Source organism: Anabaena sp. FACHB-83 (assembly GCF_014697485.1).
Classification (GTDB): Bacteria; Cyanobacteriota; Cyanobacteriia; order Cyanobacteriales; family Nostocaceae; genus Nostoc_B.
In genome coordinates, this window is sequence record NZ_JACJRY010000013.1 from 97,632 (window position 1) to 112,813 (window position 15,182).

Here is a 15,182-nt window from a genome sequence, read left to right on the forward strand (position 1 = left end):
TCGCTTGGAAAAATCAGCATTTTTCAATGTAAACGGAGATTGTATGGAAGCTCCTCTACCGCTTGCGGGCTTAAATGTTTTGGTAGTTGATGATGATGATGATAGCCGTTTTTACGTCACTACCGTGTTAGAAACAGATGGAGCCAATGTTGTTGCAGTAGCATCAGCCGCAGCTGCACTAGAAGTATTAATGACACTACAGCCAGAAGTTTTAGTATGTGATATTGCTATGCCGGAGGAAGATGGTTATACACTGATCCGCAAAGTACGATCGCTCAAACCAGACCAAGGAGGAAGAATCCCAGCGATCGCTTTAACCGCCTACGGTGATACAGAAGACCGTATCCGCGCCTTAGAAGCAGGTTTTCAAACTCATGTTGCAAAGCCAGTTGACCCAAATGAACTAGTGGCGATCGTAGTTAAGTCGGTAACTAAGTGTGAAAATTATTAGGTTAGAGGTTAGAGGTTAGAGGTTACAGGTTAGAGGTTAGAGGTTATAGGTAATATATCTCTCCCTTGTCTCCCTTGTCTCCCTTGTCCCCCTTGTCCCCCACATCTCCCTAACTAAAACTAATCTGTTCAGATTTATACTCTGGCGGTTCGACGTGAATTAATATCCTCACAGGATGAAAGCGTTCTTGCAAGAGTCTTTCTACATTTTCTGTGATCTGGTGTGCAGTTTCTACATCTGGTGCATCTACAATCAAGTGCATTTCGATGAAAACTTGCCTACCTAAAACGCCTCTAGAAGCAATATCATGGCAGTTTATTACTCCTGGTACAGAAGTGGCGATTTCATGGATTGCTTCTGGTGCGATCGCCATTTGATCTACCAACCAAGGTAAATTAGCTTGTAACACTGACCAGCCACTCCAAAACACCAGCAAAGCCACAGGAAACGCCAACACTATATCTAACCATTGAAAACCCAGCCAAACCCCGATTAAACCAAAAATTACCGAAATCGTTACCCAAATATCGCTCATCGTGTGCATCGCATCAGCAATTAAAATTGGGCTACCTACACGCTGACCAACTCTTCGTTCGTAAAACGCCACAAAAATATTTACGCCCAAAACTATTAGTAATAACCACAACTCAGGCGGTGAAATTCTCACAGGTTCACCACCTTTTATAATCCGCTCAATTGCTCCTTGGAGAATTTCAAAGCAAGCTATCCCTAAAAACGCTGCAATTCCTAAAGCTCCCACCGCTTCAAATTTTTGGTGTCCGTAAGGATGTTCACGGTCAGGATGTGGCGAAGAAAATTTACTAGCAAATAATCCTAAAACATTATTGGCACTGTCTGTCACACTATGCAAAGCATCAGCTAATAAGCTTAAAGAACCAGTCCAATAACCCACAACAGCCTTTAACCCCATCACGAATAAATTTAGCAGCAGGGTAATTATTAAAACCTTTCTAACAGTCCAGCGATTATCGTAAGTCATAGATATTTTTTAACAGTAAGTTCTATGACTTATAAGTGTAAAACTCAAAATGTTAATTAGGTAAAATAACTTTTTGCTTGTTTAGAATTATTGTCTATATACCCTATAATATTTTGTCGTAGTTGTTGCGATTAATTACACTTAATTTCTGCCATAAGCTTAGTATTATTAATGCCTCAACTTTTATCATCAGCGACTTATTATCATTAATTTCTGCAAAAAATTCATTAATTTTCTTTTTAAATGAATACTCCAGTCAGTTCACACCATCGGGTCACAATTAAATCTGTATACAAAGACTTATCCAAACCATAGCTACCTAAAGCAAAACCATCGTTCCACTCAATCAGGGCAGTAACACCATCTGACAAAACACCAAAGTCAATCCCGTAAGCAGCAGTTCCTTCACCAGAAACGTTTAACAACTGCACTGCTTCTGTAATCGCGCTTAAATCAACTGCTACAGATGAATTTCCCCAGTAATGTTTAATTCCCACAATCTCACCGCGAATCACAAAAACCCGATACTCTGACAACCACTCAACAACCTCAGAACAATATACAGGTGTACGGTGAGATGTTCCTTGCAAATACATTAAATCGCTGGGTGAGGCAAATACATGACCTGTAAATTGCTTTTTGCGATTTTGAGGTTTAGCAAATATGGGTGCATGATCATCATAAATTCGCTGAATAATCTGCCCAACTGTGCTTCGCCAAATTTGCCGATGCAGAAATGCTTGTAAACACTGGGGATAATCAGTGAGATTTGGCAAATCTATACCTAGCTGTCGTAATGCGCCCAATACTACTGGGATATAACCAGCAACTAATGTGTCAGTAGCCAATGGTAGCTGTCGCCTGTGTAGACGTTTTTCGGTAAAAGTTTCAACCGGAATTCCTCGGTGATTTAACTCCGCCAATAAATCAGCCATTTCCGGTTCCATTCGTCCATTACCCTTTTCTTGGATAAATGCTTTCTGAATCATCTTGACCTTTGGTAGAGATGCCCCAGTCTAGACGAACTCTTCCGGTACTATTAAGTAAGTATCAAACAAATTTAATCAAGCCCATGTCTTCAACTCCTCTGACATTAAATTTAGTTGAAGGTTCTGTATCCTTCAGTTTTTCACCCCAAGCCGCACGAGAATTAAAAGCGGCGATTGATCAATTAATGGCAAGTCTGAAAGCTGTTGCGGCTAAACCTGCGGCTGGTGGTAAAGTCACCCCCCAACCGCCTTTAGAATATCGTTATACTGGCGAGGTATTTTTAGAAATTTTCTGTAATCCTAATATCTGGCCGACTCCCTTTGCTGCTAAAGTTTTGTTGACAGTGCGAGATGTCACCATTCGCTTAACTACAGAAGCTGAACTCACTCGCCTCATTGAAGACATTAACCAATATTTAGAACAAGTTGGGTAAACGGGTACTGAATTGAAAGTGCTGTTAGCGGTAGCGGGGCGTTGAGCAGCGTGCTGAGTAAACATACTAATGACCAGCAGAGTGGGTACATAAACTCAAATCAAACATTTTTGCGGGAGGTATTAACTAGCCAAATAGCCGCTAATTTTATCTTTGTGTCGGCGTAGAGTGCTTAAAGCTTGCGATTCGATTTGTCGTACTCGTTCTCGACTAATACCCATCTGTTTGCCAATCTCAGATAAAGATAGGATATTTCCATCTGTCAAGCCAAATCTTAAGGTTAATATTTCGCGTTGCTGAGGATTTAATTTTAATAATAAATCTTGGATATTTTGTTTGAGAAAACTTTGGTCGGCGTATGATTCAGGAGAGATGCCATCATCTTCTAGCATACTAGATAATTCTGTATCTCTTTCGGGGCCGACTCGTAATTCTAAAGACAAAGGTTGGCGTGCTAAGAGTAGACAATCTCGAACTTGTTGTGGTTCTAAAGATAATGCTTGAGCAATGTCAACGGCGGAAGGAGTACGACCTAATTTTTGTGCTAGTTCCCGTTGAGTGCGTTTGATTTTATTGAGTTTTTCTGTAATATGAATAGGTAGGCGGATAGTGCGTGCTTGTTCTGCGATCGCTCTTGTGATGGATTGACGAATCCACCAGTAAGCATAAGTGGAAAATTTGTATCCTCTTTGAGGTTCAAACTTTTCAACACCTCTTTCTAAACCTAAGCTTCCTTCTTGAATTAAGTCCAAAAAATCTAAATTGCGTTTTTGATATTTCTTCGCTATCGAAACAACCAGCCGCAGATTAGCCCTAATCATTTCTGCCTTGGCTTGATATCCTTGCTTGAGTTGTTGTAATAGTTCTGCTTCACTCAGATGGACAGATTCTGCCCATTCTGATTGTGTTGGTTGGCGCTGTAACTGCACAGTTAATTTTTCTTTAGCAGCCAGTAAAGTCATCATTTGTTGGACTTGCTGACCAAATTTTATTTCTTGTTCATGACTTAATAAAGGGATACGTCCGATTTCATGCAGATAACTACGCACCAAATCAGCCGGAAAAACAGATTTTCTGTTGGTATTGCTTGCTTCAATCGATTTATCAGATAGGTATTTCATTTTTCTATCATCCCTATAAGAATTTCTGGATTTAGCAGAAAATGATTAGCATCCTAAATATCAAAGGTTAAGTATTCGCTAAAATTTAGCCCGCGATAACTAGATACACTTTTCTATTTGAGAATTAACTTTTCTTAATGTAATAGCTTGATGTTACAGGAACTTGTCAAAGATTTGAAAAAATCATGTCTATGGAAAAATGATATCAGTTTTATTTGAGATATGAATAAAAGAGACAAGGGAGACAAGGGAGACAAGGGGGACAAGGTAGAGAGATGTTTATAAATTATTTAGGATTACTACTTAACTAAAAAATAACCAGTATAAATGAAGTTTAAAAAGTTCAGAAAAGTATTTAAAAGTGCTATATGCTTTCAGTAATTAGACTGAATTAAGTATAAATTGGTAAACAAAAGTGAATCTCCCTTTAATTACTCGTGCTGAAGCACATAACAAGAAAATAGCGATTATTGCAGATACAGGAGTATTTACATATCAAGATTTGCTGCAAGCTTCTGGTCAAATAGCGGCAAATCTATTACAAAATACAGTAGATTTACAAGAACAGCGAGTAGCTTTTTTGATTCCGCCTGGGTTTGAGTATGTAGCGACACAGTGGGGAATTTGGCGTGCTGGTGGAATAGCTGTACCTCTGTGTATTTCGCACCCAAGACCAGAATTAGAGTACGTAATTATCAATTCAGGCGCATCGATGATTATTGCCCATCCACAGTATGAGGATATCATGCGATCGCTCGCCACAGAACACAATCTCAGATTTATCCTGACTTCGGACACACCACCAAATCATATTGTTAATCTGCCAGAAATAGATATTACTCGACGTGCATTAATTCTCTACACCAGTGGTACAACAGGCAAACCCAAGGGTGTGGTGACAACCCATCAAAATATTCAAGCGCAAGTTACCAGTTTAATTACAGCTTGGGAATGGACATCAAGCGATCGCATTTTACACGTACTCCCCTTACATCATATTCATGGCATTATCAACGTCCTCACCTGTGCTTTGTGGGCTGGCGCAGAATGTCTGATGTTAAGCAAATTCGATGCAGAAGCTGTGTGGAATCGCATTTGCAAGGGTGACTTAACTTTATTTATGGCAGTTCCAACGATTTATGTAAAATTAATCGCCGCTTGGGAAAGCACCACAGCTGAACGCCAACAAACTATGACCGCAGGTTGTAAAAAAATGCGTCTGATGGTTTCTGGTTCTGCGGCTTTACCCGTGCAGGTTTTAGAAAAATGGCAAAATATCAGTGGTCATTTTCTCCTAGAACGCTATGGAATGACCGAAATTGGGATGGCGCTGTCAAATTCTTTACATGGTCAACGTCATGCAGGTTATGTTGGTCAGCCTTTACCGCAAGTAGAAGTAAGATTAGTTGATGAAAGCGGAGAAATAGTACCAGCAGAAACACCAGGCGAAATTCAAGTTAAAAGCCCTGGCGTATTTTTAGAATATTGGCAAAATCCCCAAGCAACCGCCAAAACTTTTAAAGACGGCTGGTTTTGTACAGGAGATTTAGCGGTAGTAGAGAACGGAAATTACCGCATTCTCGGCCGAATGAGTGTAGATATTATCAAAACGGGCGGCTATAAAGTATCAGCCTTAGAAATTGAAGAAGTGTTAAGAACTCATCCCGATATCCAAGAATGTGCTGTGGTGGGAGTTGCTGATCCTGAGTGGGGTGAGAGAGTTTGTGCGGCGTTGGTACTGCATCCCCAACGCCAGTTAACATTAGAATCCTTTCGGAGTTGGGCAAAAGAGCAATTGGCAGTTTATAAAGTGCCAACTAAAATACTCACAGTTGCCGAGTTACCCCGCAATGCAATGGGGAAAGTAACGAAGCCAGCAGTGGTTGAGTTATTTCGTGCAGATTGATTGTGAAGCTCATTAAGGCGATCGCATTTATGATTTTTGCGATCGCCCTAGCCTTCACCCCCATTCCCAAGGGTTTCAAAATGGACTTTGCTATGTAGTCGGCAAAGGGCTGGCGAGTGATATCCTCAATTCAGTTACGACAAGATGGAAGTTGCTGCAACTCCTGGGGATGGTTCTGGAAATAGTCGCCCAGCCAATTACAACCTTGGGTAAGGAGCGCGTCAAGATTCAAGTTCCAAGAATATAGCATTGACCCACTACTAGAAATCAAGCGGTTGCCATCTGGGGTAAAATTCAGGAATGAATTAAAAGCACCACCCATAGGGATGCGAGTGATGGGTGTGCCGTCGGCTTGCCAGATATGGATTGTGCTATCGATAGTCTTGGCAATCAACAATTGCCCGTCTGGGCTAAATTCAAAGCGACCGATTTGGTTGGTTTCAAGTGTGCGAATGAGCGTACCATCAGAACGCCAAAGTTTGATATTTTGATCAATTCCCACCGTCGCCAACTGCTGTCCGTCGTTACGGTGGGCGATATCAATGACTGCTGCGCCATGATTGAGGGTTTGTATGAGATTACCCTCAGCCGACCAGATTACCAGTTTACCAAAGCGATCGCCAACCATAAATTGCCCACTGGGGGAAAATCCCATTGTAGTGATTTCATTTGGTTGTCCTGATAGGGTTTTGAGCAATTGTCCGTCTCTTCTCCACAGGCGCAAGGTGCGTGTGGGGGTATTGCCAGAAGTTACTGTTATGTAGGTTTGATTGTTGGGGCTAAAGTGGAGGGAATCTGCATCTTTGATAGTCTTTAAAAATTTACCTTCACTACTCCAAAGTTGAATTTTATCGGGTTGATTACCAGAAATTACCAACTCTTTGCCATCAGGACTAAATTCGATTCCCGGCTTATAATGAGGTGCATCTATCTCTTGAATTAGATCCCCATTTGCTAACCTGAATTGTATTTTTTGCTGACGAATTGATAACAAAACTAAGCGCGAACCATCGGGACTAAATTTAATCACACTTTCCGGTAGATTAGTTTGTATTGTTCTGAGTTCGCTGCCATCTGCCTGATATAATGTCATTTCTCCATTGAATTTTGTCGCAGCAATTGTCTGTCCATCAGGACTCAGAGTGGCATCCATAATTCTATTTTGAGCATCAGATTTTGCCCCAGCAATTTTTAGTTTTTCACCTGGTATTTGTATGCGGTTGATGCGTTGCTGATTTCCCACAACTACACGGGGAGTTTGTATTGGTGGTGTCAATGGAGTGGAGATTTTTTGAGGATGGATTTTCCAGAGTTTCAGCATTCCATCTGGGTGACTCGTGGCGATGACAGAACCATCAAAGCTAGAACTAAAACCAGCAACCAGCAGTTGATGAGTTTTGATTTCTGTTTGTAAAGTTCCGTCTGGATGCCATAATTTGAGGGTGTTGAGATTGGCGGAAATGTAAGCACCATCTTTTGTGCGGAAACTGTGCCAAAGGCGCTCGCCTAAATTATGGTTAATGTTAGGATAGGTTTTGATTAACGCACCAGTTTTAATGTCTCTAACTTCCGGTTTTCCTTGGGCATTGATAAACACAATTGCATCGCCTTCTAAACTAATAGTAAGGTCAATACCCTGTTGAGGTGGAGCAATCTGCCTAGTGTGTAGTAATTTCCATTGCAAATTCAAGACTGCAACTTTGCCAAAGGCGTTGACTACCACAATATTGTTGTCATTTGTGAATTGGACATCGCTAAGAGTTTCTTGATCGAGTTTTAGTTTATTGACAAGAGTACCTGTTTTGAGATGCCAAACCTGGATTTCATAATCGGAATCAGCAGAGACAATATACTGACCATCAGGACTAAAACTCAGAGAAGAAATGGAAATTGGGAAGCCCTGGAGAGTTTTAGTTTTGTGAGTTTTGATTGTCTGAATTTTCTTTCCCTGTAGTGTCCAAAGAGTTATCGCCCCGTCTTCTCCTCCAGTTGCTAGTTTTTGTCCATCACGGCTAAAGGCGATCGCTACCGCCGGACTTTCTAAATGCCAACGATTTTGCTCATTAATCGTGGACAGAACAGCTTGTAGGGCAAATAAAGGCGTGTGGGTGGGTAAATGTTTAAAAGAATGCTGTTTGGTCAATTCTTTAAGTCTTTGCGCTGATTTCATCGCCCCTAGCAAATCCTTCAGTTGGTTACCATCTGCACGTACTTGCAAAATTCGGCTTCCTTCTCGTTCTAGATTTAAGATATCTGCATTGGTTCTGAGTTGCTGTTCTGATTGCTGGAAGTAAAAAAACGTGCCGATGGTGCTAATTACAGCCGCAGAAAGCGCGATCGCTCCAATTTGCAATCGTTTTTTGGTTTGATGTTGCACGGTTTTTAATCGCTGAATTGCTTGAGTTTCTTGTTGTATTGCTGTTTGGGTTTTGGATTGGGCGATCGCTAGTTCTTGGGCTTGGCTAGCAGACAAAAATTGATAATCACTATGACTCAAACTCAATCCTTTTGCCCAAACTAACGCCCACTGCAAGGCTTCATTTTGCAGCAAATATTGAGGATCTTGAGAAATTTCCCAAGCGGCGAGTTCTGCACCATAGGGACGGATAGCACGCAAAGCTTGTTCCGTCCAGGTATAATCAAAAACAGTAGCATAGATGCGGTTATAAATACTCAATTTGCCTTGACGTTTGACAACCAAACCAGAAAGACACAACTGCATTAACTCCCAGCTATCTTCAGCCGAAAGTTCGCCTTGATTGAGCAATTGCTGATAAAGTCCTAATGACCAACAAGCCAAAGATTTATTGTGGAGAATGCGATCGCGAATTGTTTGAAAATGCTGCTGTCTATCATTTGCTAACCAATGTTCGATCATTTGCGATCGTACAATCGCTTCTACTGCTTGAGTTTCCCATCCCGATGCAATAAAAGTATTAGATGTATTAATTAGTTGACATAACCATTGAGTTAAAAATGGTTGTCCACCAGTCCAAGCTAAAATTTCTGCCATCACCTTGGTAGGATTTGCAGCCACCTCAATTAAACCTTGTTCCAGGGGTTTAGCTTCAGACAATTGAAAACCTGTAAGTTCGATGGCGCGACTATCTACATTTAGTGGTGTAAATTTATTATCGGCGATTAAATCAGTGGGTGTAGCCACACCAAATAAGGCAAAGGTTAATCGTTGAAATTCAGGTTTATCAGCGCGTTTGTTGTAGCAGGATCTCACAAAAGCAAAAAAATCATCCTTAAATTCTAGATTGAGAATACTGTCAATTTCATCTACAAAAACGATAATTTGCTGAGAGATATTTGCTAGTAAAACTTCTTCCACAAATTTACTCAACCGCAAAAATGGATGTAGCAAAGTATTTTGAGACCACCAAGATTCCAAATCAATTTCAATGTTAAGTTCACTAGCAAAATGGCTGACAAATCCCCCATAAAATTCATCTGCACTCACTTGATAAACGCAGAGTTCACGCATTTCAAAAGCAACACAAACAAATCCTTCTGACTGTAAGCGCGACATTGTACGCACTCGTAAACTCGATTTTCCCATCTGTCTAGAGTTGAGAACATAGCAAAATATTCCCGCTTTTAGTCCTGTATATAAATCACTATCAGCTTGACGACGAACGTAAATTTCGGTACCTTCTCGTAAACTACCACCGACTTGATAATGGTTGTAATTGTTCATGTTTGAATTCCTAAACGTTCACGAAAATATTGACGGTAAAGTTCGTAGCGTATAGATATTTGGTGTTGCTGTAGCTGGATTAATCCCAAGTCATAGAGTTTTACCACATCATCGAGATGGAAGTGTGGTTGAATGGAAATAGCAGCATCAGCTGAGGCGATCGCTTTCAATGGTGCAAGTAAATGAGAATGCGTTTGTAGCTTATGCCATTGTCTTTCTAGATGGCTGCGGTAGATACTATTAGGAGTTGCTGCGGTATTGAGCAATTGCTCAAGGGAAGTTGGGTTTTGAGCCAGAAATTGTAAAGTCAAGGTGATAAGGTAAGGATGTCCGCCAACAATTGCAGTTAATTTTTTTATCTCTTGCTGACTCCAGTGCAATTGATACTGATTTAGTAAAGTGAGGATTTCTGTGGCATTTAGTTCTGTCAGTTGAATTTCTGTACCCGCGTTAAATGGTGATTGGTTAATATCAATCTGGGTGTAAACTTCAGTGTGTAGAACTATCAAACGTAACTGAGTCCAAAGCAATTTGGTTTTAGCATCTTCATGCCAAGTTCTCAGCATTCCCAGAAATTCACCGGCAATTAATTGATGAGTAAATAGGCGATCCACTTCATCTAAGGCAATGACTAAAGGGATATCATCAGTTAAGAGATATTTTTGCAAATAAGTTCTACATTTGATTTTGCTATTGCCTAAACTTTTACGCCAATGAGTTTCTATATCCACTGTTAAATTCAGCGCATAGGTAACACTAGCAATAAACCACTGTAAGAAACTATCTAAACTGTCAAAATCATCAGCAACCGCATCGCGGAGATTGATAGCGATCGCCCGATATCCTTGTTGTTGAGCATACTTGAGAACTTGCGCCATAAGTGTGGTTTTACCAAACTGAATTGGTGCTTTAATACGGAGTAATGCCCCTGGTTTATCAATCTCTGCACAACAAAATTCCCGTTGAGATGGTTGATGCTGAATTCCCTGGTAAGATTGGGGCTGATGGGTTTGCCATCGTCGCTGAAGGGCTTGGCGAAAATTGGTTTTTTTCACCTCTTCTTGGAGTGTTTCTGAAAGCAATTGCCATAACCGCCCGCCGACTTCACTCACATACTTCACGGTAAGATAAGACTCAGCCGCGATCGCTTCATAGGTTTTACCTTCCCATGCACCCTGCAAAACTTGGATTTCAACATCACTCAGATGCTTTTGCGTAGTCTGTAGCATCAACTGATCAACGAGTTGTTGAGCAGCATTCCATTGAAATCCAGCGTCTAAGCTCATAACCCTACATTAGAAAGCGATGTTTATCTTCTAACATAGGATTTCTCAATAATTCCCCCTAATACCCAAACAACCAGAACAAACCGTTATTACTTAACGATGGGGAATAGTTAGCTGAATTTTTCCGGAAAAAACCGGAATTTATCGCCTGAAATAACCGGATTTCCTCCGGCTGACAATGACAGTAAGCGTCAAGCATCATACAAATATGACTGCAACTACTGAAATATGTAGGGCTTACTGAATTAGGGGATGAATTTTGGGCGTTGCATAATATAGGGAGGACTCCTGATTCTCTCTGCGTCTCTGCGTCTCTGCGTGAGATAAATCATCCGTATTTTGTTTCCAAATCTGTAACTCAATCCTGAGTCTGAGTATTTATTAGCTAACTTGAAACTGCAAGATTTACTGATATTTTTCAATCCATATTCTATGCTGCAACACTTTTCCCACAACGCTTTAGTAAAATCAACTATTATCGGATGTCTGCTTTTTTCTAGTTCCCTAATTCCTTTACAATCTACCGTTGCTAATCCGCAAATTTTGACTACACCACAAGCAAAGACGATCGCTCAACAAGTGCTTCAAGATGCGATCGCCAAAGAGAAAATTGATAATACTGCAAAAGTCGTTAAAATTGAGCGAATTGCTAAGGGCGATACCTGGATATACAATCCTGTACCTTACTGGAAAATTGCGATCGCCGATCAGCATAAAAATTTGGTCTATTTCACCACTGATAATGGTAACTTTAGAATCTTGATGCAAAGGAACGGACAAAACATCCATTCTCTAGGAAAACCTGCTCAAGAAATTCCGCCAACGGCAATGATAACAGCAGCGATTCAACAGGCGAAAGAGTGGGGCTATCCTGGACAACCCTCACTAACTAATATTTCATCTGCAAAGACAACTTGGGCAAGTGGTTGTGAAAATGTTTCTGCCCCTAATGCTTGCGATCCCTTTCTCAGCCAAGGCTGGAAAATTACCATTCCCCACCAACGCCAAAGTTGGGTATTTCGAGGTGAAACAGCCGACGATTTACAATTGATTGCACGTACTAATCCTGTGATTGAACGCGGCTTACCGATTCCGGTGGTTAACGAAATCAAGCGCATCGCCAGCAAACACTTGCAAATTTTACCCTCAGTTGTGCTGATTACTAAAATCGAGCCTCAAACCTTTACTGATAGCTGTTTAGGATTGGGGAATTTAGCTGAATCCTGCGCTCAAAAAACAATCCGGGGTTATCGGGTAACGGTGGCGGGAAAGCCCCAAGCACGGCAAATATACCGCATTAGCAATGATAAAGTTAATATTCGCACGGAAGCGATCGCCGGACTTCCCCACCGCACTGATGAGTTACCAACGGAGATCGCTCGCACAGTATTCAACGCGGCCCAATCAGACTTGAAAAAACCCATTGCTAATCTTAGCATTACCCAAGTTGCACCAAGATTCAATTGTTTCCGCAGTCCCACGGCTGCACCCAATGAACCTTGCATACCAACGCAGAAACTTGATGGTTGGAATGTCACAGTGACAAATTTTCAGAAATCACTGAATTATACGGTTAATCTCAGTGGAAAGATTCTTAGCAAAAAATAGCTGAGTTTTGAGTATAAATCTATTAGATACAAGGTTTTTAGTGATTAATACCGCTTTAATTTAACGTGAGTTCAACGACGAATTTTAAAAACCCCTTTCCAAACCTCTCCCCTGCAAGGAGGAGCCACTGCGTTGGGCGGGTTTCCCGACTTGAAGCAAGTGGCGTAGAGGCTTAAAAACTTTAATTTTTCGTTCCCCTTACAAGATATTTAAGTCCCTCTCCGACACGGAGAGGGGTTGGGGAGAGGTCATCTAAGTCCCTAATTTAAGTGAATATGAATATACAACATAAGCTGATGATGCTCACACAATACCTGCGGCGACCGAAGCTATCGCTCGTTTTAATTATTGCTTCTCAACTAATTTACTCTGTTCCCATTTATGCGGCAGATGCTAGGATAACGATTTCTAAAGCTTGCCGTGTAGAACTAATTGGTGAAAGTACCCGACGCTGGAACGAAATTTCTGGAATGTCCCCGACTGATAGACTCCCCGCAATTATCAGAGAGCTAGAAAATGCTGAACGGCGAGGAGATACAACTTTTACAATCCAGACATTAGATTTTGCGCTCAAGGCAATTGCTACTCAAGTACAATCACTGACATATAAGGATAATCCAAAACTTCCTACCATTCTCGATCAAATCGTGGTCTTAGCTAAACTTTTACCGAGTGGGTATAGTTTAGGCAAAACTCATATCTTGACAGAATCTGCGATCGCCTATGGACAAATTGGCCAGTCCACCAAAGGAAAACAAACGCTGCGGCTTGCGTCTGAGTCGGTATCAGGAATTCGCAATACTCCTAAAGATTTAGTTGCGGCGCACATTCGCCTTGCAGAAGGGTGGATTGCTGTCAACGAACCGGCGGAAGCTGCGTCTTCCCTAAACTATGGGTTTGAGCAAACTATCAAAAATCTGAAAGATATCTATGCACGACGTGAATATTTGTCACAAATAGTTAATTTATATCTCCAAATTAACCAACCCACAAAAGCTTTAGAGGTGCTAAAGCAACTTTCTCCTCAAGATTATGATCCTGATATTACCGTCACTCAGATTGCTGCTACCTACTTTAAAGCTAAAAACCCGGTAAAAGCAAAGCAATTACTCGATCCATTGCTCAAAGCAGCATTACCAATTAAAGATGTGGAACAACGGGAAATTAAATTAATGAATTTGGTGCTACACTATGCACCCAGTGGAGATTTAGGGCGATCGCTGCAAATTGTTTCCCTAATGAAACGCCCTAATTCTTTCCGGGCTAGAAGTTGGTTGACAATCGCCGCAGAAGGTCGCAAATTTAACCAGCCAGAAATCCGCAAGCAAGCGATCGCCCGTTTAGTTGCTGATGCTAAAGCCGCTAAAATAGCCGATCAGTTTGGCGGGCGCTTCGATAATGAATGGTATGGCGAGATGTCAAATTTATCTCAAACTCGCGGCTATCAGCCAGAACTCAAAGCCTTGATTGCTGAACTGCGTGCGGTGAATGTCTTGGGAATTGTTTTGCAAGATTTGATTGCCAATAAGCAGTTTACAACTGCTCGGCAAATGATACCACGTCCGATGATCGTACAGATAGATGCAGGCTATTTCGATGAAACTGATCGCTGGCTAGATAATATTGCCATAGCCGCCCTCGCAGATGGACAAACCCAGGATGCAGAAGCTAGAATTGCTGGGGAAAAAACCGATGTGCGGCGATTGCTGCGGTTTGCTCAAGCGTTCCATCGCCGTGGTAATGTTGCTGTTGCCGATCAATTATTCACTCGTAGCCAAGTAATAGCTAATAGCATTTCTGCTTTACCTACCGCCATCACAACTCATGCGGCGATCGCCAATGCTTTGATTTCCACCAATCGTCCAGCCGATCAGGTATTGAATCGAATTGTCACACTTATACAAACAGAAAAAGCATTGCCACAGCAAGCACAATTATTGCTATCAATCAGTCCAGAATTTGATGCAACGCGATCGGCTTATTTTACACTGGCAGAAAGATTAAAGTTACTTCAGCAAGTAGACTTTGCTACCTTAGCTGGTAATCAAGCTATCGCCAATCGTCAGCCAGAGGAAGCATCCCGTTTCATCGGTTACGCCGGGAGAAATCCTAGGGAAAAGTTTGACTTTGCTTTACGAGTTGTGGAACTGAATCTGACTCAAGGCAATTTGACAAAAGCGCGATCGCTCCTCAATATTCCCATACAAACCCTCCTGAATGGGTCAGAGTCTTCCTTACCACCGATGGCAGAACGTTCCCGTTTTTGGGGGCGGATTGCATTGAATCTTGTCCGCACAGGAGACACCAAAACTGCGATCGCCATTGCTCAGAATGTCACACCATCGCCAGAACGCGAACAATTACTGCAACGCTTACGCTGTTATCAGGACTGAGACGTTGCATTTCAGTTTTAGGGGTGCGATCGCTGAGAATCATCGCTTCATATATTTCATCTGTAAAAGCTGCTATTGAAAACTTTACAGCAAGGCAAATGTATAATCCAATACATTTTAGTTAAAGCAACAACTTATACCATTTTGGATTTTAGATTTTGGATTTTGGATTGGGCAATTGCTTACTGGTGAGCTTTTCAGTAACCCATTTGTCGCAATCATTTTTCAAATTGGTATTAGACTGGTGTAGGTTGGGTGGAGGAACGGAACCCAACATTTATGTATAATCAG

10 protein-coding genes are annotated in these 15,182 nt (G+C 41.4%); 5 read left to right on the plus strand and 5 right to left on the minus strand.

What is annotated here, in order from left to right; genetic code table 11:
* Window positions 1-43 precede the first annotated feature (43 nt).
* On the plus strand, window positions 44-451 hold the full coding sequence (locus H6G79_RS17225) for a response regulator (RefSeq protein ID WP_190590321.1): 408 nt from the start codon (window positions 44-46) through the stop codon (window positions 449-451).
* A 109-nt stretch (window positions 452-560) separates the two neighbouring features.
* Here H6G79_RS17225 and H6G79_RS17230 read toward each other — a convergent pair whose 3' ends face one another.
* Together H6G79_RS17230 and H6G79_RS17235 are read right to left on the minus strand one after the other, a co-directional pair.
* Entirely contained in the window at window positions 561-1,451 is an 891-nt protein-coding gene (locus tag H6G79_RS17230; protein WP_190590320.1) for a cation diffusion facilitator family transporter, read from the minus strand.
* A gap of 239 nt (window positions 1,452-1,690) precedes the next feature.
* Window positions 1,691-2,440, minus strand: coding sequence for an ATP-grasp domain-containing protein (locus H6G79_RS17235; RefSeq protein WP_190590319.1), 750 nt, complete (start codon window positions 2,438-2,440; stop codon window positions 1,691-1,693).
* 83 nt (window positions 2,441-2,523) lie between these two features.
* Between H6G79_RS17235 and H6G79_RS17240 the strand changes: the two genes are divergently transcribed.
* On the plus strand, window positions 2,524-2,874 hold the full coding sequence (locus H6G79_RS17240; RefSeq protein ID WP_190590318.1) for a hypothetical protein: 351 nt from the start codon (window positions 2,524-2,526) through the stop codon (window positions 2,872-2,874).
* Between the two features lie 122 nt (window positions 2,875-2,996).
* On the opposite strand, the gene H6G79_RS17245 is transcribed toward H6G79_RS17240, so the two are convergent.
* Complete coding sequence (locus H6G79_RS17245; RefSeq protein ID WP_190590317.1) at window positions 2,997-3,995, minus strand: RNA polymerase sigma factor, RpoD/SigA family; 999 nt, start codon at window positions 3,993-3,995, stop codon at window positions 2,997-2,999.
* Between the two features lie 415 nt (window positions 3,996-4,410).
* On the opposite strand from H6G79_RS17245, the gene H6G79_RS17250 reads away from it, so the two are divergent.
* A complete protein-coding gene (locus H6G79_RS17250) occupies window positions 4,411-5,901 on the plus strand; it encodes an AMP-binding protein (protein ID WP_190590316.1) in 1,491 nt (496 codons plus the stop codon).
* Between the two features lie 130 nt (window positions 5,902-6,031).
* Here the strand turns inward: H6G79_RS17250 and H6G79_RS17255 are convergent, their stop codons facing one another.
* Window positions 6,032-9,604 (minus strand): AAA-like domain-containing protein, encoded by a 3,573-nt coding sequence (locus H6G79_RS17255; RefSeq protein WP_190590315.1) that lies wholly within the window; start codon window positions 9,602-9,604, stop codon window positions 6,032-6,034.
* Window positions 9,601-10,890, minus strand: coding sequence for an AAA-like domain-containing protein (locus tag H6G79_RS17260; RefSeq protein WP_190590314.1), 1,290 nt, complete (start codon window positions 10,888-10,890; stop codon window positions 9,601-9,603). The genes H6G79_RS17255 and H6G79_RS17260 overlap by 4 nt, the downstream gene beginning before the upstream one ends.
* A gap of 432 nt (window positions 10,891-11,322) precedes the next feature.
* On the opposite strand from H6G79_RS17260, the gene H6G79_RS17265 reads away from it, so the two are divergent.
* On the plus strand, window positions 11,323-12,498 hold the full coding sequence (locus H6G79_RS17265; RefSeq protein WP_190590313.1) for a hypothetical protein: 1,176 nt from the start codon (window positions 11,323-11,325) through the stop codon (window positions 12,496-12,498).
* Between the two features lie 275 nt (window positions 12,499-12,773).
* A complete protein-coding gene (locus H6G79_RS17270; protein ID WP_242048414.1) occupies window positions 12,774-14,891 on the plus strand; it encodes a lipopolysaccharide assembly protein LapB in 2,118 nt (705 codons plus the stop codon).
* The last annotated feature ends 291 nt before the right edge of the window (window positions 14,892-15,182 follow it).